This window comes from Saprospiraceae bacterium (assembly GCA_016719615.1).
In the GTDB taxonomy this organism is placed as follows: Bacteria; Bacteroidota; Bacteroidia; order Chitinophagales; family Saprospiraceae; genus Vicinibacter.
This window is the reverse complement of the sequence record JADJYQ010000007.1, coordinates 184864-211018: the sequence shown is the minus strand read 5'-3', so window position 1 is coordinate 211018 and position 26155 is coordinate 184864. Positions and strand designations below refer to the sequence as shown.

Sequence of the window (26155 nt, the reverse complement as noted above, 5' to 3'; positions counted from 1 at the left end):
CTTGGATGGATTCTCATTTTATAATTTATTCTCCATGGTTTCGCAAGACTAATAAATATTTACAATAAATTCTAATCGCAAATGCAAAATTTAGACAAGGAGTTTTGGGACCTCAGATGGCAACAGGGAACAACAGGATGGGATATAGGTTATGCTTCACCAGCTTTAATAACTTTTATGGAGAGCTATCCCAATAAATCTGCAAAGATTTTAATACCGGGCTGTGGTAATGCCTATGAAGCTGAGGAATTAATAAACATGGGATATACAAATATTGATATTGTCGACATTTCTCCAAAGGCAGTGGCTAATTTAACGGAGAAATTTCGCGGAAAGAATGCTGTACATTCATTATGCTGCGATTTTTTTGAATTGAAGGGTCCTTACGATCTCATCCTCGAACAAACTTTCTTTTGTGCTTTAGACCCAGGCAAACGTAGGCAATACGTGCAGCAATGTCACGACTTATTGAACCCGGAAGGTGTGGTGGCCGGGCTACTTTTTGCCACCGCATTTGCTGCGGATGGTCCGCCATTTGGAGGTGATGCTGATGAATATAGGGAACTATTCAGCGCAAAATTTCAAATCCGAAAACTTGATAATTGTTACAACAGCATTCCCAAGAGAGCCGGAAACGAATTGTTTTTTATATTGGTGAAAATGTAAATGGACAGCATTGATTTTCAGAAAGGACTGATTTTATGAAATAGTAAATTCTTTTGTTATTTTTTTACGAAAAATATCCTGGTTTATTTTCGCAAGCTTAAATTAATAATGTATTGCCTTTTGAACTGGTTAATCGAGCGCGCTTAAAGTGATTCAAAGACATTTAATACTTTTTGTGTGAATGCTTTTCCTAAATCATCGGGGGTACAAGGGCTTGAAACTTTCAATAATAACTGATGCGGATCAAGGCTCCATGATTTGGTGCCACATGAATCTACGATGCCATAACCTTTGTTGAATGCGTAGTAGGCGAATGGAATACAGCTGGATGAAAGTCCTCTTGAAAACGTATATTCGTGATGGAGTAAGCCCATTTGTTCCAATAGCAAAGCAGGCAAATCACTTTGACTAACAATTGTTTGAATAATGGTATCTTTTTGAATGACACCTCCTCCAAACCACATGGGAATATGAAATTTCTCAGGAGTATGGAAAGGATGATTGCCTGGGAACCTGGCACCATGATCGGCAACAATCACAATAAGTAATTCATTCCAAATTGGAAGTTGTTTTAATTGATCCAACATCCTTGTCAGATGTTTGTCTGTATAGTGAGCTGTGTTCAGAAATTGAACTTCCTCACGGATACTTTCCCATTTGGTTTTTTCAGGGACATCATAAGGAGGGTGACTGCTCAGACTCAAACAGATTTTAAAAAACAAGCTAGTGTCAGTTATAATGTCTCCGTAAATTTTTTCAAATAAAATGTGATCATGAACACCCCACTTGGCATTATAACTTGAAGAAGGAAATGCAGACTTATCCAAAATGCGGTCACAACCTGCATTCAAAAAATAACTATTCATGTTTGCGAAACTCACATCTCCGCCATAATAGAACGCAGTGTGATATCCTTCAAATTCCAAATCTGTAAGGATAGATGGTAATTTTAATGTTTTATCGGGATAATGAAGGATAGAAGAAAAGGGTTGTGCCGGAAATCCACTCAGACTTGCAGCAATTCCCATTTCCGTTCGATCTCCGGAAGCATATGCATTTTTAAAGTAAACCCCTGTTTTAAAATTGCGATTGAGCCCGGGAGTGATCTCTGTTTCTTCAAAATTATTATAAATCAAATTGGCAGTGAAACTTTCTAATAGAAACATTAGAATTTTTGGACGCTTCAATGTTAAAAACGAACAGTTGTTAGTATCTCGACCCAGGATATTAGAGGCCAATATTTCATCTGTAGCCTGGGAATTTAAAAGGATAATATCCTGTCTGGTTTTGTTGGACTTTTCGAAGCTGTATAAGAGATTCCAGGGAACATTAAGTGCCGAATGATTGGAAAATGCATGAGTGCTAAAATATACTTTTCCGGGATTCATAGGTATAATTCCAATGCCACCCCTGATAGGTAAAATTAAAAGCGGAATGCAAAGAAAATGAAGCACATACAAGTACTTGTGCGTCGATATTTCGGAAATTGATTTGAATTTTTGAAAGATAAACCAACCGGTTATGAAAAAACAGCAACTTAAGCAGATACCCATGATACTATTGGATGGGGCGATAAAATTACCGGCTTCCCGGAATTGCGTTAAATACATAAAGGCCGTTTTATCTAGTCGATAACCCCATTCGCGGTACAACACTGCATCAGAACCATATAAAAGGGAGATTATTGCTATCAAAAGGATATGATAGTAGTAAACGATCTTATCATATGGGACATAACTCTTTAAGAAAAAAAGAAGGAAAGGAATCAAGATCAAATATCCGGTCATGGATAAATCCATATACAAACCATGAAACATAGCTTTAAAAAAATCAGAGAGACTTATGGTGTAATGGAAAAAGTGCTCAAAGCTTATAAAACATATGCGCAATAGGCTAAACCAAATCAACCAACATAAAAATAAACTTAAAATCCATTTCAGATATCCTGTCATCATATAAAAGAGCGCCCAAAAATACTAATTTTGCTTTAATGGAAGGCAATAGTCTGAGTAGGTGGAAATTGGTTCTGGGAACGGAGGATGAAGCACCAAATAATATTGAACTTACGCAAGAATACAAAGACCTGGAGCATTTGCTACAAATGGTTTATGGAGCAAAGGAAGGTGGCGGATTTGGTAAATCATCTTTAAAAATCAAGAAGTGGTTGGATGGTATCAGGCTGAATTTTCCAACGGAAGTAGTGCAGATCATGCAGAATGATGCGCTTGAACGTCAGGGTGTAAAGGAAATGCTATTGGAACCCGAATTGTTGGAAAAACTTGAACCTTCTATTTCTATGGTTGCTACTATTTTACAATTGCAACATTTGTTGCCCGATAGAACAAAGGCTGCAGCCCGACAAATTGTGCAACATTTGGTGTCTGAAATTGAACAAAAACTGAAGTACAAGCTGATCTTTGCGGTGCAAAAAGCAAAAGTACAGTTGTCAAAACCAATACACCCGACAACCAGCGTAATCGATTGGAATAAAACGATACACAGGAATTTGAAGCATTATCAAAACAATCTGAACTCTATCATTCCTGTGCAATGGTATGGATATAAGAAAGCTACCCGAATCCCAGAAATCTTTATTCTCGTCGATATTTCCGAGTCCATGATTGAAAGCATGGTCTATACTGCAATTGTAGCGTCTGTTTTGGCATCTATAAAAACGGTAGAAACGCAACTTATTTTTTTTAATACGGAGATTTTGGATTTTACAAACAAATATGATGATCCTGTTCAATTGTTGTTTAGCGCTGCGTGTGGAGGGGGCACGGATATTGCCCTGGCGGTGAGGTATGCCGCCCAAAAAATGCGGAATCCTTCAGATTGTTTGTTATTTATGGTAAGCGATTTGTATGAAGGTGGCAACAAACAAGACCTTATTCTGCAGCTCAATGGTTTACTTGATCGTGGAGTTAAGATTTATAGTCTGTTGAGCCTTACAGATAGCGGCACTCCGGAGTATGACCAGATGCTCGCAAAGCAAATCGCTGACTTGGATATTCCATGTTTTGCCTGCTCTCCCGATCAATTTCCGGAACTTTTAACGGAGGCCTTGAGTAAAAATATGAACTGAATCAACTGCTTGTCTCAAATTGATCATTTATAGTAGAGAATAATTAATGATGTAAGGTGGTTGTTTCTACTTTTTCAATTCCGGACAAATGCAATTCAATATGTTTGTCGTGAGCTTTATTCTCGTACTCTCCAATAATTTCAAGAATATCATAATCAATAAAATTACAATCACTGCCATCAATCGTCAATATGCTGTATTCGGGAATGTCGTCTAAAACTTTTCGGAGATTGACTTTATTTAAAAATGTCACATTGGAGTTCAGTTTAATGTAATAAGTTTCTATTCCTCCTTGATGTGTCTTTGTGATTTTATATTCGGCTTTAAAATTTTTCTGCACAATGTAATAAATCGATAAAAGCAAACCAATACATACACCTACTAATAAATTGGTAAGTAGAATCATTACAATGGTCAGTATAAATGGCAGATATTGATTCGAACCTAGTGTAAACATACTTTTATACAATTTTGGTTTCGTCAGGTTATATCCTGTAATCAATAGTATAGCTGCCAATGATGCAAAGGGAATAAGATTTAAAATAAAAGGAATCGTCAAAACTGCGCCTAATAAAAGCAAACCGTGTGTAAAAGCGGATGCTTTTGTTTTTGCCCCTGCATCAATGTTTGCAGCTCCTCTAACCACTACCGCCGTGATGGGAATGGCTCCTAAAAGGCCACAACATATATTGCCGATACCTTGTGCAAATAATTCCCGATTGACCGGAGTGATCCGGTTATGGGCATCCAATTTGTCAAGCGCGTTTATACTTAAAAGGGTTTCCAAAGAAGCCAGTGATCCAATAATGAGCCCGTTTTCCCAAATTTTAAAATTAGAAAAGAGTTGTGAAAAATCCGGAAATGTCATTTCGCTAAAAATATTGGAAGAAATTTCAACCATTTGGCTTGGTTTTAATGGAAGGCCGAAAGTAAAATGAGTTAGCGAAAAACTTAATAAGATACCTAGACATACGATGATAAAAGGAGCGGGAAAACTTTTTATTTTTTTATTGTTTGTAAATTTAATATAGATGAGAATGATTAAAGAAAGGAAAGTAATAAGGATGGTCGAGAAACTTACATGCGCCCAAAAGTTTGAAAGATTTCCCAGAAAGTTATGGGAAGCGAAAACTTCAAGAAATCCACTGGTCCAAAAATCTGGTTGGTCATAGCCCAGAGCTATTGGTATTTGTTTCGATATTAAAATAATACCTATGGCAGCCAGCATACCTTTGATGACAGATGAAGGAAAATAATTAACAATGATTCCAATTTTCAAAGCTGCCAAAAGAATCTGGAACAATCCTGCAATACAAACAGAAAGTAAAAATAATTTATAATCACCCAGGGATGTTATGGCAGCTGCGACAACGGTTGTTAAGCCTGCTGCAGGGCCCGACACTGCAAATGGAGATTTGCTGATCAGGGCTACGATAATACCTCCAATAATTCCGGAAAGAATTCCTGCATAAATAGGTGCATTCGAAGCCAGAGCCACACCCATGCATAATGGAAGTGCAATTAAAAAAACGGAAATACCCGATGAAAGGTCATGTCGCAACCACATGATCCGGTAATATTTAAATGTTCGTTTCATTGGTCATCATTTTGAAGGCTCAATATTGACTTCTTAATTTGAAAAAAACGAATTTGTAGATTCAAGAGTATGCAAGGTATGAAGGCAAATTTTGTGTAGTGCAAAGCAAAATTAAATAATAAGTTAAATGAACATTACAGGACAACCAGGGGTTAATATCAAGTACCGACTTATTATTTTTTTTGGATGGTCAAATTTCTTTCACAGTTACCTTTGTTGCAATCTAAAGTATGGCAATTATCGATTTAAAAGTTCCGGTTATAGGTGAGTCGGTTACCGAAGTCACTCTATCTAGGTGGTTGAAACCAGATGGGAGCTTTGTCTCAATGGATGAAGCAATTTGTGAATTCGATTCAGACAAAGCAACTTTGGAATTTCCTGCAGAGGCAAGTGGAAAACTGATCCATGTGGCAAAAGAAGGAGATGACCTGCCTATTGGAGCTCTGGTTGCACGCATAGATACTTCTTCAAAGATGACCGGGCAAACCGCTCAACAAAAAGAGGTCCTTTCCCAAACTTCAAGTAGCCAATCTGAAATCAGAGAACCCGCCCCGGCTGCTGCTAAACTAATGAGAGAGGCAAACATTACCATTTCTGAAGTCTCTGGCACCGGAAAGGAGGGTCGAATTACCAAAGAAGATGCATTAAAAGCAGTTGCAGACAAAGCAGTTTCGCAAGCTGAGCATGTTAAACAAGTTCAACAACCAATTATTTTTGCAAGTCATGATTCTAATGTATTGAATCGATCAAATCGGCGTGAAAAAATGAGCAGAATGCGACGCACCATATCTAAAAGATTGGTGGAAGCGCGTAATCATACTGCCATGCTCACTACATTTAATGAAGTCGACATGTCTGCCCTTATCGATCTCCGCAAAAAGTACAACGAGGCTTATGAAAAAAAATATGGTATAAAAATCGGTTTTATGTCGCTTTTTGCCAAAGCCTGCAGTCAGGTGTTAATGCAAATGCCTGAAGTCAATGCATTTATTGATGGTGAGGAAATTATCTATCATGATTATGTAGATATTTCAGTGGCCATTTCCACAGATTCGGGTTTGGTAGTACCTCCGATCAGGAATGTTGAATCACTGACGATCCATGCGTTTGAAAAACAATTGAAAATACTGGCAGATAAAGCGAGAACAGCTACGCTTTCATTAGATGAAATGAGCGGAGGCACCTTTACCATTACGAATGGTGGTATTTTTGGATCTTTAATGAGTACCCCTATTTTAAATGAGCCTCAGTCTGCTATTTTGGGTATGCATGCGATCAAAGACAGGCCGGTTGTTGTCAATGGTGAGATCGCAATCAGACCTATGATGTATCTGGCACTTTCATACGATCATCGACTGATCGATGGATCCTCATCTGTTCGTTTTCTGGTGAAGCTGAAAGAATTATTGGAAGATCCGGTAAAGATGTTTTTACATTTGTAGAGACTCGTTTAAAAGCTGACATCATAAAACTAATTTGAAGCATTCCCTGATTGCATTTAACTAATGAGTGTTAGTTTAATTCATAAAATGAAATATGTTGCTTGCAACTTGCAACATTTTATTTTTCTTTGATGTATGGTATCTTCACTTAGAATACATCCTAAGGCAAAAATCAAATGTCGTTGGTTAATGTTTAAGCATTAAAAAATTTATGCTTTATAGGCTATCATCCGAAAATAAATTCCTTTGAGCTTTTCGCATTGACTTTCGCCTACTTTTCCTAAAGATCCTATAAAATTTGATTACATTTGAAATCGATTATGCATTTCAATTACATATTTGCAAGTCCGGGTTGCTTAAGGACCTTTCAGTGGGTGGTACTCTTCTTTAGTTGCATAACTGCGCAAAGCCAAATGAGCTCCATTCCATTCGAGCGCATCACAGAATTACAGGGCCTGCCTTGTCCGGTTCGTAAAATTGTGCAAGACAGTATGGGATTTATTTGGTTGGGAACCAATGAAGGTTTGGCGAAGTATGACGGCAAAAAATTTAAAAGATATCAGAGCATTAGAAATGATGAAAGCTCCCTTTCCAATAATATCGTAAATGATATGATAGTAGATCGCCATAATAGAATATGGGTGGCTACAAATGGAGGATTATGTTATTATGATTACAGTGAAGACAGATTTTTTAGAATTCCATTACCTGACACACTCGAGGCGCTCGATCTTTTCAGAATACACAGTCTCACCATAGACTATCAGAATAGAGTTTGGTTCAGTACTAAAACAAAGGTACATCTGCTTGGCCTCAACGGATCTATACAACGTAGCTTTATAATGGTAGATGACCCTTCCATTAGTTTGAAGTCCATCTATGTCGATACTAACGACCGTTTGTTTGTAGGTACCAATCAAAGTAACGTGTGGATATGGGACATTTGTACAAATGAAAGATATACCATCGAAGTTCATTCTCCGGTTTCGCATTTGCTGGCAAGTTCAACTACTTGCAGGTTTATAAAAAAATTGTCTGCTGATACTTTGTTATTGGGTTCATGGATGGGAGGTTTGAATATGTTAACTCAAAATGCAAAAGGTCATACTGAAATCACCCATTATAAAAATAATTATAGCAAAGATATACGTACCAATATTGTGACAGATATTGGCATATTAAATGACGAAACTTGGTGGGTTGGAACTTATGGAGCTGGCATTTTTTTGTTTCATCCGGGTAAAAGAAATTATTATCAACAAATTCTTCACGATCCTGAAAATGTATTTAGCTTATTAGACGATTATATCAATGATATTCTTATTGATAAAGATGGAATTGTTTGGATTGCAAGTAATGGTGGCCTAAGTAAGTATGACCGGAGTTCACATAGATTCACAACTATTCATATTCCTGTTTCCGGAGATGAACGGTCTATTTACAGAATGCCCTATCAGATCGTGGAAGATTTAACAGACTCCGTAAATCCGTTTTATTTTGTCACCGTGCCGGGTTTGGGCTTGCTAAGATTTTACAAAAATGGGCAAATATTTGAAACAGTTCACACACTTGGTACCCGGCTTAGCTGTGCTTTGAATCAACGAATTTATGAAGTTCATAATATAGGGGATTCTGTATTTGTTCTACAAAACGAGAGTTTGTTGATCTATCATAAAAGTACAGAGCTTTGCAAAATATTTCCATTACCGGTCACTTGTATGTTCAACTCCGCAAGAAAAATGGTTTTGGACCAGCATGGAAATATTTGGATTGCTACGTCATCAGAAGGATTGTTTCAAATATCCAGGGATGGAAAAACATGTGCACAATTTAAATACGACGGCCATTCAAATTATAATGGTATTCAGGACAATACCATTTTATGTCTATTAGTAGATTATGGCGGCAATTTATGGATAGGCTCACAAAACAGCGGACTAAGTAAGTTTGATACCCGACAAAAGACCTTTACTTATTTTAGGCACTCTAAAAGCCAAAGCCATACACTGCCTGATAACAGTATTTTTGATTTGTATGAAGATGCTGATAAAATGTTGTGGGTCGCAACAGAAAATGGTTTGACGCGTATGGATACCCGGTCCTATAAAATGAAAACGTTTACAGGACAGGAAGGGTTGCCAAGCAGTTCTGTCAATTCTATAACGCCAGACGCGGAAGGAAATTTGTGGTTATCTACCAACAAGGGTCTATGTTATTTTAATCATAGGGATGGAAGCTTCCACGTTTATTCTCAGTCTGATGGACTGGCAGGTAATCGAATGGAGGGTGCCGTTTGCCTGAGTAAAGATGGTACCATGTTGTTTTCTTCAAACAGCAAAATCAGCATCAGTAACCCACACAACTCATTAAGAAGAATCAAAGCCCATGAGTTATACATAAGTTCCCTGCAGGTTTATGGAGTTGAAATTCCCTTAAGGCGTAAAGAGGGAATTTTGGAACCTGTTGTAATTGATTATCAACATAATATTTTTTCAGTAGAATTTGTAGCTTTAAATTATGCGAATAGTTCCAAAATGAATTATGCCTATAAACTGGATGGACTACATAAGGAATGGATCTATACGGGTAACAGAACGGATGCACATTTTGCTAATTTGAAGGGTGGTGATTATACTTTGCATATTAAAGCATCAAATTATGATGGTCAATGGTTTGAAAGCCCGGACCTGTTAAAAATTCAGATATTGCCGCCTTTTTGGAAATCAAAATCCTTCACCATTGCTTGGGTTTTACTTTTATTGGCCATTGGTTTGATTTATGTTCGGATTAAAATCTTGGAGAACAAACATATTCAGCAACTTCGTATGAGAATTGCAAGAGACTTGCATGATGAAGTTGGATCCAGTATAAGTGGTATTCATTTGACCAGTCATATGATGATGCAAAATAAATTAGAACCTGAAGTCCAAGGTAAATTTGTCGAAAGAATTCAGGCAGCTTCTAAGTCAGCAATTGACATGATGGGTGAAATTATTTGGTCACTGCAACCGCATAACGATCAGATGGATAAAATGATCGAACGCATGCGAATGTATGCATCTGAATTTCTCGAAGCCGCAGAAATTCCATTTGAATTTAAAGTGGAAAGTCAACCAAGCGGAAGGATATTACCTTTGGATGTTAGAAAAGACTTTTTATTGATATACAAGGAATTGTTAAACAATATGGCGAAGCATTCAAAAGCGAATTTTGCTTCCATAATTATTTCCGTCGTCCAGGATAAAGTCATTCTGAAAATTTCTGACAATGGTGTTGGATTTAATCCGGAAACAGAAAAAAATGGCAATGGGTTGAAAAATATTAGGGAGCGGGTAGCTGCACTACATATGTTATACAAATTAGATTCTGCACCCGGCAAGGGAACCAAAATAGATATATCATGGGATGCACGAATAAAATGAATCACTTTTTAGATAATTACTTTATACCTTTTTGTTAGATTTTGAGGGAGAAACTAAGATGCGAAAATTGAAATTTCATTTGTTGGCCCATATCAAAATATATTTCATCGCTTATTGTTTCATACTTATATTTGAAAAGTAAATGAAAACCGGAATTATCATTTTTGAAGATCATGACTACTTCAGACAAAGTCTCACGGACATTCTTAATATGGTGGATGATTTTGAAGTCTTGGCAGCCTTTGAAAACTGTAATCAAATTGTTGAGCAAGTAAATCAACTCAATCCAACAGTATTATTGATGGATATTTCTATGAATGGTGTTGATGGAATCGAAGGATTAAAAAGAGTGCGCGCCTATCACAAAAATTTGCCGATTATTATGCTGACGGTATTTGAAGATAATGATAATATTCTTGAAGCTATTTGCAACGGAGCGTCGGGTTATTTATTAAAAAGTACACCCTTACAATTCATACCCGATGCCATTAGAGATGTTTTAAATGGAGGAGCTCCAATGACTTCAAGTATTGCAAGAAAAGTGATTCAAGCCTTTCAAAAAACGAATATTAAATCAACAGAGCAGTTTGGCTTGACACAAAGAGAACAACAGGTTCTGGAATTGCTTACAAGCGGACACAGCTATAAAATGATTGCCGATAAATGTAACGTCTCGCTCGAAACAGTGCGATCACATATTAAAAAAATCTACGAAAAATTGCAGGTGCATTCAGCTACAGAAGCAGCTGCAAAGATTTTTGGATCGAATTAATGTAAGATGATTTAAATTTTATTTGCCGCGAAAATTCATTCTTGTTTAATAATGAGAAGAATTAAACAGAATGACTTATGCAGAGGATTTAATGCTTCATAACTTGAAGCCGATTGAACACTTGTTTTAGTTTGAGGTAAGCTAACAAGGATTGCATGGCTACTTTGTAAATTCACATATATATGGGATTGCAAGCAACAATTGCGTGACCAATCTTTGCATCATCATTTAAAAAACAAATTTTATGTACGTCATAAGAGATACTTTCAGACTTAAGTTTGGTATGTTTAAAGAAGCTGCAGCATCGATGCGAAGTGCTGCTCAATCTGGGGTATTTAATCCGGCAGATTTCAAGATGTACGCTGATTTCACAGGAGATTCGTACAGACTAATACTTGAATCCAGATTTGATACATTAAGTGAATATGAAAACAGAATGTTAGGTGAAATGCAAAAGCAGAGCTGGAAAGATTGGTACCAACAGTTTAAACCAAATATAGAATCATCACATCGGGAAATCCTAAGGGAACTTAACTGGGCATAAAATTCTAAATTTTTCAGAGGAATAGCTGTATTGGACTTCGAATTTTGAATTCTTAAATTGATTATTTAATTTTTAAAAAATAGGATTATGAAAAATGTATTTAAATTACTTGCACTTATTTTTATCTTTGGATTAAGTTCTAATTTGTCTGAACTTAAATCGCAGGATGTATTAAAAGCTGCTCCCAATGTATATAAATTATTATCAGATACACTGGGAATGAGACTATTTGAAATAGAGTTTGAGCCTGGAGAAGCAGCTGCATTACATACTCATCCGGATCATGCGGTTTATGTGGTTACAGGTGGAACCCTTGAAGTTGCACATGCAAATGGCCATAAGGAAATTGTAAAATTGGAGAGTGGTATGGGTGTTATTTTTCCGTCTGAATCGCATTCAGCAAAGAATATTGGCAACACATCCATCAAGGCAGTTGTAGTTGAAGTAATGCGCAAGCGATACAGGATTTTAATCATCTTAATCTATTTATATGAAAAATGTGAATTATCTTTTTCTGCTTTTTGTAATTCTGGGGCAAATAAGCTGTGCTCAGAAAAGTGCTGAAACGCTCGATGGAAAAACATTTCAGGTAAGTTCCTGGGAAACCGGAAAACCGGAAAAACAAGACCCTGATGTGCTCGTTTTTGCTAAGGGAACATTTGATTCAGAGGGTTGTCGGCAGTATGGATTTGGTCCTGCTTCTTACACTACCAATGTTTCGAAGGAAGGCACGAATTTTAAATGCACCACGAAAAGTCCTAGCGAAGGAGAGATAGATTTCGAAGGAAGTTTTGCGCAAAACCAGATTCAGGGGAAATTCGTGTGGCGAAAACAAGGACAGGCAGATTTACATTATGAATTTAAGGGAAGTTTGAAAACAAACTAAGAAATACAAGCCAATCACTATCAAAGACCCGAAGAAATTTTATTTTTTTCGGGTCCTTTTATTTGAGCTCCAAAGCCCAAATAAACAAATTGTAAAATAAGATAGCAGAGAAATTCAGAGCAGATAATTTTCTTTAATGGTGACCAACTTCTTCAGATAATTAATAATTCGTATATCAGGATCAGGCTATTGTGATCTTTTTATCCAGGTAAACATCTTGTATGGCATTCAATAATTCTACACCTTCTTTAAGCGGCTTTTGAAAAGCTTTCCTTCCGGATATCAGACCCATTCCACCAGCCCGTTTATTGATCACCGCAGTGATAACTGCTTCCGAAAGATCGCCGGCACCTTTTGATTCTCCACCGCTATTGATCAAACCAACGCGTCCCATATAACAATTGGCTACCTGGTATCTGCACAAGTCAATGGGATGATCGGATGTAAGTTCAGAATATATTTTCGGATTGGTTTTACCGTATGAAGAACCTCCCATATTCAATGCATTGTAACCCCCGTTGTTTGTAGGTAATTTTTGTTTAATGACATCTGCCTGTATGGTCACTCCAAGGTGATTGGCTTGACCGGTAAGGTCGGCTGCTGCATGATAATCAACGCCATCTTTTTTAAATGCCGAATTTCGCAGATAACACCACAATACCGTAAACATACCTAATTGATGTGCGTGCTCGAATGCTTCTGCAATTTCAACGATCTGGCGGCCACTTTCTTCAGATCCAAAATAAATAGTAGCACCTATTCCTGCTGCTCCCATGTTCCATGCATCTTCCACCACACCATACATGAGTTGATCGGCACGGTTAGGAAAAGTTAATAATTCGTTGTGGTTAACTTTAACGATAAAAGGAATTTTATGCGCATACTTACGCGAAACAGAAGCAAGTACGCCATAAGTAGAAGCAACTGCATTACAACCACCTTCAATGGCTAGTTTAACTATATTTTCCGGATCAAAATACTCCGGATTGGGTGCGAACGAAGCACCGGCACTATGTTCGATACCCTGATCTACAGGTAAAATACTCACATAACCCGTCCCGGACAATCTGCCACTGTTGTAAAGCGCAGATAGGTTCCGAAGCGTTTGATTAGATCTGTTGCTGATGGTCCAGATTTTATCAACGCTATCTTTAGCGGGAAGATGCAATGTAGATTTTGGAATCGTTTTACAAACGTGATCAAGGTAAAACGAAGATTGTTTTCCCAATAATTCGAAAATGGAAGTTTTTGGCATATTCAATACGGTATAAAATATTCTTTAGAACGCAGAAAGAGAGAAAATCATTTGAATAAAATCTTGACAAATAATTATTTAGTAACAAACTGACAAGTTGGTAAAAATTATTTCGTAGGATTTTCAATCAAAGCGACTCCATCGGCCATAAATTTCAATTCCTCCAGAGGATCCGTGATTTTCGCTATTTCATCTGCAGATTTCCCTTCATCTTCAGCATAATGTTTCAAATCATCCACAGAAGTGATTTCTTTGAATGCTTTTCCACGTATTACAACTTTGCTACCTGAAAAATCTAAAGGAACAAAAAAGCCATAATCTCTGAATTTTACAAAAAGTCCGGTAGTGTCGCCCGGGTTTTGGCTCAAAACCATCCAGCAACCCTTTTTTTGGCACACGCTTGTTACGTATCCGCTCACAGAGGTCATAATACTGTCATTGCCTGCCAGTGATTGAATCGTTTCATCTACCGTTAAAGCGCTATCGGTAGATATGCTGTCACCGTAATAGGCTAAAGCGTTTGTTTGATTCGATTCTGGTACAGTTTCTGCAGCTTTCTCATTTTTGCAACTTAACAGGGCCAGTAATCCAAGTCCTAATAGATAATGTTTCATTTTAACGAAATATTTAGGATGCAAAGATACTAATACCCTTGAAATTTGTGTTTTCAACTCATCAGCGCTTTTAAAACAGATATTTTATATATTAGCTTTTTATTTAATATAACTTTGGGCCTATAGCATCTGTCTTCTACATAAAATCAGCATATCTATGAAAACGCAATTATTGATCTCCATAGGAGTTTTTTTAAGCCTGGCATTAAATGCCCAGAATTGTATCAGGGGAAATTGCATCAATGGCTTTGGTACCATGGTTTATGCCGATGGTAGTAGGTATACAGGCGAATTTCGTTCGGGTTTGCGCGAAGGAAAAGGTATTTACTATTACTACAATCAAAACAAATATCTGGGTGAATGGAGCAAGGATTTGAGACAGGGTGAGGGTAAGATGGAATTCGCCAATGGCGATGTCTACACGGGGATTTATGAGCAAAATCTCATGCAAGGCCATGGAGTCATGGAATTTGGTAGAGGCGACAAGTACATCGGCCTTTGGTATGCCAACAAACCGAACGGTAAATGGAGCTATTATTTTAAAACAGGAGAACGCTATGAAGGTGACTTTGTAAATGCTTTATTTGAAGGGCAAGGAACCTTGTATTATAAATCAGGAGCTCACTTTACGGGCCAATGGAAAGCCAGTAAAAAACATGGGCTCGGAAATTTTCATGATGCAAATGGGAAGATAGTCTCAGCAGAATGGTCGGCCGACAAAATGATCAAATTACAAGTTGAAGAACAGTCAAAACCTATGGAGCAAGCTGTTGTGACTGCTGCAACTGATCAACAAAAAGATGAAGAACATAAACTCGATCATCAGGAGATCGTTTTGGAAAAACAGCTGCCTATTTCCGAGAAAACAGAAAGCGAAGAAGAAAAATATTTCAACAAAATTTTTGGTTCGACGGTAGATTCCAGCAAAAGTGAAATTGTAACAGATAATTCTGATGTTGACCGTTTTTTTGGTGAGAAACCAAAAGAAAAAAAGGAAGAAACCAAAGTTCAACATGCTGATCAAGTGCCGAGTAGTGAAACAAAGCCTGAAATCAAGCAGGAAATTAAAATTCAGGAAGCTATAGTTCAGGAAAAGCCGATTCAAAAAATAGAAGCCAAAATAGAAATGGAGCCCGAATCGGAATTGCCGGATTGCAATATCAGTTTCTGCGAATCGGGTCGAGGCGTTTTCAAATATGCCGATGGTTCTAAATATGTAGGGGAGTTTGTCGATGGCGAGCCAGTAGGAAAAGGCATTTGTTATTACTCAAATGGTGACCGCTATGAAGGTCAATGGAAAAATCATTCGCCCAACGGCGAAGGCATGATGTATTTTACATCGGGTTTAATTTACGGTGCAGTCTGGGATCATGGTAAAGCTGTGAAAGAATTGAGCAGACGTAAAGAATTTATTTTTGATGCCAATGTAGCTGTGGAACACAGTAAAGAAGTCAAAATCTGGGCAGTAATCATAGGAATTGCACGATATGACCATATGCCCGTTTTAAAATATTCTGATGACGATGCTTATAAAGTCTATGCCTTTTTGAAAAGTCCTGAGGGCGGAGCACTCAAAGATCAACAGGTTCGCGTTTTGATTGATGAAGATGCCAGTCGCAATGCCATTCTCACGGCATTAAATCAGGTTTTTCTAAGAGCCGATGAAAACGACGTAGTGATGTTGTATTACTCCGGTCACGGGCTCGAAGGCACTTTTTTGCCTATCGATTATGACGGCATTCAAAATATTCTCAAGCACGATGAAGTCAAAGACATCATCAATAAAAGTCGCGCTAAAAACAAAATTTGTTTTATCGATGCCTGTCATTCAGGCAGCGTTCTTGCGCAAAAAGGTTCGTTCTCATCATCGCTGATGCATTATTACGAAGATCTGGCGCAAAGTAAAGGCGGCACTGCATTTGTCATGTCCTCTAAAAGCAAAGAATATTCATTAGAAGATGGCGGTTTACGGCAAGGCGTTTTTTCACATTTTTTAATCCGCGGTTTAAAAGGCGATGCAGACGCAGATGGCGATCAAACAATTGTACTTAAAGAGCTTTTCGAATACATCTATAAAAATGTACGCGAATACACTGGAAATGTACAAACTCCAATGATCGCCGGAGATTACGACGAACAAATGCCGGTAGGATTTATCCGGGAATAAGACTAGGTAGTGGAATATGGAGTAAGGATTATAGATTATAGATTTTTAATTGTCATAATAGTCAATAGTCAAGCAGCATTCTTTGGCAAATAAAGTTAATAAAAATAATTTTAAAAAATTTATATTTATTTTGAACTAACATACATTAGTTTGTATTGATTCCTACAAGAAATTAAGCCTACCCATTCCAGCCAATATAGCGCAAACCTATGCCGGCTTCAGCCGGATACAAAGGCGAGAACATAAAAAAGTCTGATTTAAAAACATAAGCCCCAAAACACATAAAATGAACCCTCAACTATGAATAGGAATGGGTTTCAACCCATTCCATACAAGCAGTCAAAAGCTCAAAGTAATATTTTTATAGAAAGTCAAGTTCGGAAAAATAATTTAAAAAAAGTTGTATTTATTTGAACTAACATACATTAGTGCGTGTTGTTTACTAACAGACTAACAGACTAACAGACTAACAGACTAACAGACTAACAGACTAACAGACTAACAGACTAACAGACTAACAGACTAACAGACTAACAGACTAACAGACATCCTTCTTTCATCCTCAAAATTCCAACTTATTTATTTTTACAATTGGCCCGGGGCACAAAGCCTTATGACAATTTTTACATTGGCTGATCAAATTGGAGAAATGCTCTTTCTTCAATTCTGGGCTGCTGTTATTCAGTTGCTTGACTTGTTGCAAATAGGCTTGAGCAAAGGCCTTGTATTCGGCTGAGGCCGCTTTTTCCGGTTCGGTGGCATGGGCGGTTAGAATTTTTTCATGGTCAAAGAATTCCGCTTCGGTTTTACCTGCATTTATCATTTGTTTTAATTCAAAAGTCTCGTCATACATTTCCCGCATTAAAAGCGCAAGTTCGCTGTCGCCATTGGGGTTGATGATTTTTTTGGCTGAAGGATCTGCAGATCTGCAGGTTTTTTCTTTATTGCAGGAGATTAAAAGAAGTAGTAGAAAAATAAGAAATAAACTATATGACTTATTTGTAGACATTAGATGAAAATTTTAGCAAAAGTAAAACTATGTTGGAAAGTTAAACAAATCATGTTTAGTGGGTATTTACTCTTTGCTCTTAACTCTTAACTTTTGGTGATAGCGTATCAAATACTTGATTCTAAACAAATTTAGCTTTTACCTTTTCGCTTTAAGCTCTCACACTCATTCCACCATCCCAACATACTGCTGTAATGAAATGCGATCAATGGTACCTAACACTTGTTCGTTTTCCACAACGAGCAGCAATTCGTTGGCGCTTTGCATATTGTGGAGTGCATTTGTGAGGCTTGTGTCCGGATGAATGCTCAATAGTGATTTATGACTGATGTCTGATATTTTTGATTCTTGATTTTGTTTGTTCGCCTTTTTTATCTGTTGTGCAGAAACCCAACCGCTGTAACTTCCCATAAGATTAATCACCGGAAAATATTGATACGGATAATGTAAAATGAGCTCATGTGCAGTTTTAAGATCCAGATACTCAGTTAATGGCGGAACATCTTTTTTGATAACAAGTTCTTACTGTTTTATTTTTTGAGTGCCGTATCCAAAGCAACAGAACGGTATTCCTGAGAAGCACTTAAGAAAATAAAAACGCCGATTAATGCCAGCGTGTATGCTGAATAATAAAGACCGATGGCTATTAGAACTATACAGATCGCTTGTCCGGCCAGAGAGGCAATACGCGTAGCTTTTAGCCTGCCGAAATTCATAGAAAGTAAAGCCCGCAAAACGCGACCTCCATCCATCGGAAAAGCAGGAATCATGTTGAAGAGAACCAACATGATATTAGAGATCATCAACAAAGGCAAAAATCCCGACCAGTTTCCAAAATGAATGTTTTCCAAAAGATCCAGACTAAAAATATTGATATCCATGTATATACTAAGAAAAATGAAAAGCAACAATGCGATGACAACATTTACCATTGGGCCCATAATGGCTACAATCAATTCCTGGATAGGTTTTTCGGGCATATTGCGCAATCGTGCTACACCGCCAATAGGTAGCAGGATAATATCTTCTGTTTTGATACCATAACGTTGTGCGGTAAGGGCATGCCCAAATTCATGTAAGACCACACAAAAAAACATAGCAAGAATAAAGCAAACTTCAATGACGATCTCTTTGGTAGATGCACCCTCGGAAAGACCGGAACCAATGATATAAATTAGAATCAATAGAAAGGTCCAGTGGATTTTCACGGGAATTTTCGCGAAGGACCCTATATACCAGGCTTTTTCGAACATGGAAAGCATTGTTAGTTGATAGTTGTTAGTTGTTAGTTGATGGTTGCTGGAATGAAGTTTTCAGTTGGTAGTCTTGAAGAAGTTTTCAATTGGCAGTTAACAGATCACAGTAAAGAAGAAGCTAATGTTGATTCGCAATAAATAACGAATTAAAATTCAATAAATATTCAGTATATGTAAACCTAACAAGTGTTAGTTTTGTTACCATAATCCATAATCTCTTCCAAGCTTTAGCCTTCAGCCTTTCCCCTATAATCCTACTCCCCCCACATCGGTTGATACAACTGCCCCTGCAAGATTGCTCTTGATATAACAATGCGCTGTACTTCGGAAGTTCCCTCGTAGATCTGGGTAATTTTAGCATCCCGCATCAGGCGTTCTACATGGTATTCCTTTACAAAGCCATACCCGCCATGAATTTGAACGGCTTCAACCGTGTGTTTCATGGCGACATCAGATGCAAACAATTTTTGCCATGCTGGCAGCTGTTGTAAAATCCATACCCTGATCTTTCCTCCATGCTGCTCTTAGCACCATCAATTTTGCCGCTTCGACTTCAGTGGCCATATCTGCAAGTTTGAATGCAATGGCCTGATGCTGTGCAATGGGTTTGCCAAAAGTTGCCCGTTCTTTGGCATAGTTGATGGCCAACTCATATCACCGGAAGCGATACCTAATGCTTGTGAGGCAATTCCAATGCGGCCACCGGTTAAGGTTTTCATGGCAAATTTGAAACCGTCTCCTGCCGGACCCAGCAAATTTTCTTTGGGTACTTTAACGTCATTATACATGATCGTATGTGTATCTGATGAGCGAATACCCAACTTATCTTCCTTTGCGCCTATGATCACGCCCGGCCATGAAGTTTCTACAATAAAAGTGCAAATACCTCTGCTGCCCTGAGTGGGGTCAGCTTGCGCCATCACGAGATGTGCATTGGAGCTGCCTCCATTGGTGATCCAGTTTTTGGTACCGTTTAATAGATAATGATCGCCACAATCAACAGCCATGGTCTTTTGTGCGGTGGCGTCACTCCCGGCTTCGGGTTCGGAGAGGCAAAAAGCGCCAATCCATTCTCCTGTTGCAAGTTTTGGCAAGTATTTTTGTTTCTGCTCTTCAGTGCCCATTTTTTCGAGTCCCCAACAGACGAGACTATTATTCACAGACATGATGACAGAGCAGGAATTATCAATTTTACTGATTTCGGTCATGGCTAAAACATAGGAAATGGTGTCCATACCGCCTCCGCCATATTCAGGAGAGACCATCATGCCTAAAATCCGAGTTCGGCCATTTCTGGACTTGCTCTTTCGGGTAGATCATTTTAGAATCTCTTTCGATCACACCCGGTAATAATTCCCTGCGGGCAAACTCCCTGGCGGCCTCCTGTACGGCCAATTGTTCCTCAGTTAAGGTAAAATACATATCAATCGATTAAACCGCGAAGATAAAACCAAAGATGCAGAGTTTGTGGGACTGAATAGCAGTCAGGCTTGAACGATATCCCTTTTTTTCACAGGAGTAGTGAGATATATCAAAAAGTAATGAACCCGATTGCATGAAATTTTTCATTTCAGCTGAAATGTTGCCAATTTTTGAAAATATTAAAAAAAAATTACTCACAATTATATGATATTCAATGTATTAGTTCAATAATTCATAAAATGATAATTTAAAATAGCAAAATATCTATAAATTTGTTACTTCAAAATTGCAAAATGAATTATTTGATTGAAAAATCTCAAAGATTGACCAGTAAATTGGATGTTCTGCATCCCAGATATTTATTTAATCAAATTGATTGGACTCAAAGACTAATTGCCATAAAAGGAGCAAGAGGCACTGGTAAGACTATATTATTACTGCAATATTTAAAGAGCTTAAACTTGCCGGAAATATGGCAATCTACATAAGCTTGGATGATTTTTATTTTACTTCGAATTCACTAATGGACTTCGCTCATCACTTTTATTTAAAAGGGGAAAAATACTGGCGATTGATGAAGTGCATAAATATCCAAATTGGTCTCGCGAGTTAAAAATGTTTACGACAGTTATCCGGATTTGAAATTGGTTTTCACCAGTTCCTCAATTTTGGAACTTTACAAGGGAATTGGTGATCTCAGTCGGAGATTAACTAGTTACCAGCTTTATGGACTTTCTTATAGGGAATTTATGCTCATGAATGGAAATATTTCTTTAGAACCAATATCTCTGGAAGACGTACTATATAAACACGAAGAGATCGCTTTAGATTATTCCCGGAAATTAAGGCCATTTGAATATTTTGAGGCCTATCTGAAAATCGGATATTATCCATATCATTTGGAAGGGGAAAAGGTCTATGCCCCAAAATTGCTTCAAGTTATAACGATGATTTTGGAAAATGGTCTGCCTTCTGTTGAGTCCATCGAATATGAAAGTATTTATAAACTAAGAAAACTTTTGTATCATATTTCAGTTTCTGTTCCTTTTAAACCTAATATCAGTAAACTTGCAGAAATTATTCAGACAAACAGAAATGCGTTAATGCATTATTTTAAAATATTGGAAAAAGCGGAACTTATCCATCAGCTATTGCCAATGGGCAGGGATGCCGGTGTCATGCGAAAGGCAGAAAAAATATACCTGCAAAACACAAATGTGATGTATGCTTTGGCCCCTGGACATTGTGAAATAGGACAGGTAAGGCAATGCTTTTTATTAAATCAATTAAAAAATGCCCATCAAGTCAAAGCCGCATTATATGGGGATTTTTTAGTGAATGAAAAATATATTTTAGAAGTTGATGGAAAAAATAAAACAAATAGGCAAATTAAAAATTATCAAAATGCTTTTTTTAGGACCAAATTGAAATCGGCAACAGACAGACGATTCCTATTTGGTTATTTGGTATGTTGTATTAGTAAGATTACTTTTTTGGTAAAATTTAATACTGCAACTCCAGCTCAACAGCCTTCGGAAACAAAATATTATTCTCCAGGTGAATGTGCATGTGCAAATCATCTTCAAAAGTCTTTCAACATAGAAAACGCCACCCGATAGGTTGTGCAAGCATCCGGTGGAGGGTGTAGGCATCGCTAAGTTGTGAGATTTTACGAAAACGATCGCCTTCCACATCGTGTTCGCGATGCATCATTTGGATGGGATTTTCTACAGTTCCAAAAGGAGGTCTTTCAAGTCTTTGATTCTGTTGATTAGCATGAACCATTTGGCGGATGTAAGGAAACAAGATTAATTCTTCCTTTTGCATATGATTGCTCAATTCCAAAGCCGAAGTTTTAAATTCTTTGGTGATTTCATACAATTCCGGGTGATTACTTCCATGTACCTTACAAAGTTTGTCCAGAAATGGAGGAATTGTTTCGATCATTTGTTCAACGTATCGATGATGTTTTTTTCGATGTAATCTGCGAGCAAATCCGGAGACCAGGATTGAAAATCAATGGCTTGTCCTTCGGTTTGTCTGGACACATGATCCAATTGGTGAAGGAGTTCGTTTTCATCAATATTTTTGTTTTTGCAGACTTCATGAACGGTTTTTCCGCCTTTGCAACAAAAGTCAATGCCGTATTTCTGAAATACAGCGGCTGTCCGATAATCCCTGGCTACAAAGGAACCAACAGTAGGCTGAGATGTAATGTCTAATGTGATCATAGCTATCAATTTTTATTTTAAAAATGTTTTGCGCTTTTGAATGTCTTTTGATAAATCCAAGAGACTGGTATGTTCCAACATTTGTCTGAGCTCTTCGCGTAATGCTTTAATCTTAAAATGCAGCGGACAAGGTTTTTTCTCATTACAATGCGCAAAACCCAGTGCGCAGTCCATATATATGGAGTCCCCATCAATGGCTGCCACTATTTCGCTAGCTGGTTTTTGCAGCTTTGATTTTTTTGATCTCAAAACCACCTGTCGGGCCTTTTTGGGAGTCGATGATTTTTGATTTTACAAGTTTTTGTAGAATTTTAGAGGTGAACGAAATCGGTGATTGGATTTCTTCAGCAATCTCCTGTAGCCCTACCCTGGCATTGCCTTCCGATTTCATGGCGATATAAAGGCTGGCTTTTATAGCATATTCGCAAGCTTTGGAGAACATGTTTCTGAATTTTTTACAAAGTTAAACTATATTCTATAATAATGGACATATATGTCCGTTATTATTTTAATTGCAGAATTTTATTAAAAATGTGCATTTCATACTTGAAAACACGAGTTTTTAATGGAAAGGACAAGTCTAAGGGCTGAAACCAACTCCTTTATTTTATATCTAGGCTGTAGAAGTGTGATTTTAATTTTTAAGTAAGGAGAAAGTTATAAATTTATCTTTTGAATTGGCAATTCAAAGTTTAAAATCTGGTATGCTTATTATTAAAAAATTTTCTATCCATGAGAAATTTGATTTCACTCTTATTCATGTTTGTTTTGGTCTGCAATCTCCAAAGTCAAAACGCACAAGCCTGTTCTTCTCCGCAACACAGGCAGTTTGACTTTGGCTTGGGAAATGGGAAGTTTTAAATCCAAAGGGGATTAAGGTGGGTGAAAATGTGATTCAGTATATACAAGACTCTTGCGTCATTCTCGAGAATTGGAAATCAGCCCAGTTAACGGGTACCAGTTATAATTATTACGATCCAACTGAGAAAACATGGAATCAGTTATACCTCGATAATAAAGGCACGATTCTGAAATTAAAAGGAAATTTTGTGATGGGCAAGATGATTTTGGAAAGTGAAACAATCAAAGGAAAAAATTACAATTACAAGAACAAAATCACCTGGCAAGTCTTGGAAAATGGTGCGGTCTCTCAAAAATGGGATATTGTAGATGCAGATGGTAAAATATTAAGTGTGGCTTTTGATGGAATTTATAAACGAATGTAAATTTGGAACTAGTGTCAGTCTTAGCATAAAGTATGGATTGACTTGGTTGGAAGGATTTCAAACATAATGCTTGTGCCAATTATTTAATGGATTTCGCCTATCAATTTATAATACAAATTATTTCGTTTTGAAATTTTAATTATTTTATTTGATGCTCAAGTTGATATCATGAAGCAAGTTGAAATTTTAAAATTTACAACGAACGACATTGGCCGTTTGCAACAAATAAGTCGGCAAACATTTACAGAAACATTTGCATCTGTAAATTCTACAGAGAATATGAAAAAGTATTTGGACGAGGAATTTTCAATAGAGAAACTATTATCTGAGCTAAGTGATGGAAATTCGGAATTTTATTTTGCGACATATGACAAAGATGTTGTAGGGTATCTGAAATTAAACTTTGGCCAGGCACAGACCGAATTGCAATCCGATCTGGGTGTGGAAATAGAAAGGATTTATGTGCTCAGAGAATTTCAGGGTAAAAACTTAGGGCAGGATCTTTTTAACAAAGCTCTTGAAATTGCTGGAAACAAAAATGCAGATTATATTTGGTTGGGAGTTTGGGAAGAAAATCTCAAAGCTATCAAGTTTTATGAGAGAAATGGTTTTCAAACATTTGACAAACACTTATTCAAATTAGGCAGTGAAATGCAGACGGATCTTATGATGAAACTTGCACTCTGAAGAAATAAACCATCAGCATTTGTTAGATAAAGGAGTTAGGAATTGAATTTGAATTTAGAAGTGAAACATTTTGCCGAAACCAATTGAAAAAATTATTGGTGCTTACATTTTTCGATATTTTAAACGAAATTTGAATATCCTGCAATGATGGAAGTAAAGGTATCTTGATTTTTAGTTACTTGGTGGCTATACATTATCCTGTGCCTCAAAATTAAATGAATAGTCGTTAGTGTTCTGTGTACCCTAATTGTTTGGTCTAAATTATTTCATTATTTGTCGATGAAAAGAATTAACTATTCCAAATTCGTCAATGATTGATTAAAGTGACTTAACTTAATTGGGTATTATACGGGCAAAACGGAAATTCTTTTCGGCTTTATTACGCCAATTATGAGTTTGAAACTTGGTATTTTTGCAGAGGTCTGTTTAAGGAGAATAAATACGACATATGACAAGATTAGATTTTCATCATCAAATTTATATTTTAATTTTAGTAGGCTTTTTATTAAATTCTCTTGTAAAGGCCAGCTTAACTCGAACACATCTGAGAAAAAGTTGTATACTTCAAGTCAGAGTCCGGAAATTATAGGAACTCCTCCCACTTTAGTTGCCAAGCCAACTCCAACGAATGACCCTAGTCTTGTAAGTCAGTATATTAGAAGTATTTTTCAGGATTCAAAAGGGAATTATTGGTTTGGGCCTGCCGGTCAAAGTGTAGCAAGATATGATATTAAAACTTTGAAATATTTCTCCAAAGCTGAATTTTTTGAGGACGATCAAAGTTTGGTTAAAGTTGAATTTATAAGTGTACATGCGATTGCTGAAGATAAAATAGGTAATATTTGGTTTGGAACAGACTACGGGGCTATAAAATATGATGGTAAGACTTTTAGAAATTATACTGAAAAAAATGGACTAAGTAATACAAACATTGGTCGGGGAAGTATTCTGGTAGACAAAGCTGGTACAATTTGGATAGGCACGGGGAAAGGTGTATTTAGATATAATCCGGCAGCAGATCGTATTGGTAGCAAATGTTTTTTTCCATTTACTTTGCTTCCACTTATAAATGTTAAAGATATTATGGAAGATAGCAATGGGAATATTTGGTTTGCTTCACAAGATCATGGTGTCTTTCGTTATGATGGCCGAATTACGGGCGAGCAGAAAAATGCCATTGTAAATTTTAATGATATTGAAGGTTTGGGCGATAATTATGCAGGTGGATTGTTAGAGGATAATTTTGGAAATATTTGGTTTACGATGAAGGGAGGAATTTGTCGATATGATGGAAAACAATTTACAAATTTTACTACTAATGACGGATTAGGTGGAAGTGAAGTTTGGGGTATATTTATGGAAAAATCAGGTAACATTTGGATTTCAGCCAGAGGTAGCACTACGAGGTTTGACCCTTCTATTCCAATTTCGAACTCAAATGCATTTTCAGTTTTTACAGAAGCGGATGGGATTAATTGTTGTGTGCAATGCATGTATCAAGACCAGTCAGGTAATATGTGGTGGGGTGCCGGCGCCGGACTCTATCGATTTGATGGCAAGCGCTTTTATCAAGTTAAACAAAAGGGTCCTTGGTCGCGATGAACAAAATAGAAGCTAAAACTTATATAATTAAACAAGAAATGAATAACGCGATCGCATTCTCAAATAAATTGCTATTTCAATCATAAATTCTTCGCAAGTGCATTGCAAAACTCATAAATCGATAAAATCATATATACTTTATAAATCTTTGCCATAATTTTAATGCTTTTCAAATCCAAAAATTAGGAATTTAAGTGATGATCTTCATTCTTATCTCCACAAACATTTTATCTTGCGATTTTCAGACAATTATCAATTTTAGAACCTTACTA

General features: G+C 37.0%; 20 protein-coding genes and 3 pseudogenes. 13 read left to right on the top strand and 10 right to left on the bottom strand.

Annotation, left to right across the window (positions count from 1 at the left end):
• The first annotated feature begins 81 nt into the window (after window positions 1-81).
• Window positions 82-666 carry a methyltransferase domain-containing protein gene (locus IPM92_15435; GenBank protein ID MBK9109719.1) on the top strand — a complete coding sequence of 195 codons (585 nt, stop codon included), beginning with the start codon at window positions 82-84 and terminating at the stop codon, window positions 664-666.
• 143 nt (window positions 667-809) lie between these two features.
• On the opposite strand, the gene IPM92_15430 is transcribed toward IPM92_15435, so the two are convergent.
• Window positions 810-2360 carry an LTA synthase family protein gene (locus IPM92_15430; GenBank protein ID MBK9109718.1) on the bottom strand — a complete coding sequence of 517 codons (1551 nt, stop codon included), beginning with the start codon at window positions 2358-2360 and terminating at the stop codon, window positions 810-812.
• A 296-nt stretch (window positions 2361-2656) separates the two neighbouring features.
• On the opposite strand from IPM92_15430, the gene IPM92_15425 reads away from it, so the two are divergent.
• Entirely contained in the window at window positions 2657-3751 is a 1095-nt protein-coding gene (locus tag IPM92_15425) for a VWA domain-containing protein (protein MBK9109717.1), read from the top strand.
• A gap of 43 nt (window positions 3752-3794) precedes the next feature.
• On the opposite strand, the gene IPM92_15420 is transcribed toward IPM92_15425, so the two are convergent.
• A complete protein-coding gene (locus IPM92_15420; protein MBK9109716.1) occupies window positions 3795-5348 on the bottom strand; it encodes a SulP family inorganic anion transporter in 1554 nt (517 codons plus the stop codon).
• 230 nt (window positions 5349-5578) lie between these two features.
• On the opposite strand from IPM92_15420, the gene odhB reads away from it, so the two are divergent.
• From odhB to IPM92_15390, 6 genes are all read left to right on the top strand, one after another.
• On the top strand, window positions 5579-6790 hold the full coding sequence (gene odhB / locus IPM92_15415; GenBank protein ID MBK9109715.1) for a 2-oxoglutarate dehydrogenase complex dihydrolipoyllysine-residue succinyltransferase: 1212 nt from the start codon (window positions 5579-5581) through the stop codon (window positions 6788-6790).
• Window positions 6791-7110: 320 nt separating this feature from the next.
• On the top strand, window positions 7111-10212 hold the full coding sequence (locus IPM92_15410) for a hypothetical protein (GenBank protein MBK9109714.1): 3102 nt from the start codon (window positions 7111-7113) through the stop codon (window positions 10210-10212).
• Window positions 10213-10354: 142 nt separating this feature from the next.
• Window positions 10355-10984, top strand: a complete 630-nt coding sequence (locus IPM92_15405) for a response regulator transcription factor (GenBank protein ID MBK9109713.1) — start codon at window positions 10355-10357, stop codon at window positions 10982-10984.
• 244 nt (window positions 10985-11228) lie between these two features.
• A complete protein-coding gene (locus tag IPM92_15400) occupies window positions 11229-11528 on the top strand; it encodes a hypothetical protein (protein ID MBK9109712.1) in 300 nt (99 codons plus the stop codon).
• An 87-nt stretch (window positions 11529-11615) separates the two neighbouring features.
• Complete coding sequence (locus IPM92_15395) at window positions 11616-12092, top strand: cupin domain-containing protein (GenBank protein MBK9109711.1); 477 nt, start codon at window positions 11616-11618, stop codon at window positions 12090-12092.
• The gene (locus IPM92_15390; protein MBK9109710.1) at window positions 12028-12414 is read left to right on the top strand and encodes a hypothetical protein; all 387 of its coding nucleotides are present in this window, start codon (window positions 12028-12030) and stop codon (window positions 12412-12414) included. The genes IPM92_15395 and IPM92_15390 overlap by 65 nt, the downstream gene beginning before the upstream one ends.
• Window positions 12415-12595: 181 nt before the next feature.
• Here IPM92_15390 and IPM92_15385 read toward each other — a convergent pair whose 3' ends face one another.
• Window positions 12596-13669 carry a class I fructose-bisphosphate aldolase gene (locus tag IPM92_15385; protein MBK9109709.1) on the bottom strand — a complete coding sequence of 358 codons (1074 nt, stop codon included), beginning with the start codon at window positions 13667-13669 and terminating at the stop codon, window positions 12596-12598.
• A 107-nt stretch (window positions 13670-13776) separates the two neighbouring features.
• The gene (locus IPM92_15380; GenBank protein MBK9109708.1) at window positions 13777-14283 is read right to left on the bottom strand and encodes a DUF4920 domain-containing protein; all 507 of its coding nucleotides are present in this window, start codon (window positions 14281-14283) and stop codon (window positions 13777-13779) included.
• A 157-nt stretch (window positions 14284-14440) separates the two neighbouring features.
• Here IPM92_15380 and IPM92_15375 point away from each other — a divergent pair, with 157 nt between their 5' ends.
• A complete protein-coding gene (locus tag IPM92_15375) occupies window positions 14441-16450 on the top strand; it encodes a caspase family protein (protein ID MBK9109707.1) in 2010 nt (669 codons plus the stop codon).
• A gap of 562 nt (window positions 16451-17012) precedes the next feature.
• On the opposite strand, the gene IPM92_15370 is transcribed toward IPM92_15375, so the two are convergent.
• From IPM92_15370 to IPM92_15355, 4 genes and pseudogenes are all read right to left on the bottom strand, one after another.
• Window positions 17013-17459, bottom strand: coding sequence for a hypothetical protein (locus IPM92_15370; protein MBK9109706.1), 447 nt, complete (start codon window positions 17457-17459; stop codon window positions 17013-17015).
• Between the two features lie 165 nt (window positions 17460-17624).
• Window positions 17625-17882, bottom strand: a complete 258-nt coding sequence (locus tag IPM92_15365) for a hypothetical protein (GenBank protein ID MBK9109705.1) — start codon at window positions 17880-17882, stop codon at window positions 17625-17627.
• Window positions 17883-17989: 107 nt separating this feature from the next.
• Window positions 17990-18712, bottom strand: coding sequence for a site-2 protease family protein (locus IPM92_15360; GenBank protein MBK9109704.1), 723 nt, complete (start codon window positions 18710-18712; stop codon window positions 17990-17992).
• A 257-nt stretch (window positions 18713-18969) separates the two neighbouring features.
• A pseudogene (locus tag IPM92_15355) lies at window positions 18970-20137 on the bottom strand (acyl-CoA dehydrogenase family protein).
• A 293-nt stretch (window positions 20138-20430) separates the two neighbouring features.
• Here IPM92_15355 and IPM92_15350 point away from each other — a divergent pair.
• Window positions 20431-20625 carry a hypothetical protein gene (locus IPM92_15350; protein MBK9109703.1) on the top strand — a complete coding sequence of 65 codons (195 nt, stop codon included), beginning with the start codon at window positions 20431-20433 and terminating at the stop codon, window positions 20623-20625.
• Between the two features lie 1015 nt (window positions 20626-21640).
• Here the strand turns inward: IPM92_15350 and ric are convergent.
• Window positions 21641-22368: pseudogene (ric, locus tag IPM92_15345) on the bottom strand (iron-sulfur cluster repair di-iron protein).
• A gap of 12 nt (window positions 22369-22380) precedes the next feature.
• A pseudogene (locus IPM92_15340) lies at window positions 22381-22810 on the bottom strand (Rrf2 family transcriptional regulator).
• Window positions 22811-23258: 448 nt separating this feature from the next.
• Between IPM92_15340 and IPM92_15335 the strand changes: the two are divergent.
• The 3 genes from IPM92_15335 (at window position 23259) to IPM92_15325 (ending at window position 25883) form a co-directional block, all read left to right on the top strand.
• A complete protein-coding gene (locus IPM92_15335) occupies window positions 23259-23594 on the top strand; it encodes a hypothetical protein (GenBank protein ID MBK9109702.1) in 336 nt (111 codons plus the stop codon).
• Window positions 23595-23762: 168 nt separating this feature from the next.
• Entirely contained in the window at window positions 23763-24281 is a 519-nt protein-coding gene (locus tag IPM92_15330; protein ID MBK9109701.1) for a GNAT family N-acetyltransferase, read from the top strand.
• A gap of 390 nt (window positions 24282-24671) precedes the next feature.
• Complete coding sequence (locus IPM92_15325) at window positions 24672-25883, top strand: regulator (protein MBK9109700.1); 1212 nt, start codon at window positions 24672-24674, stop codon at window positions 25881-25883.
• Window positions 25884-26155: the final 272 nt, after the last annotated feature.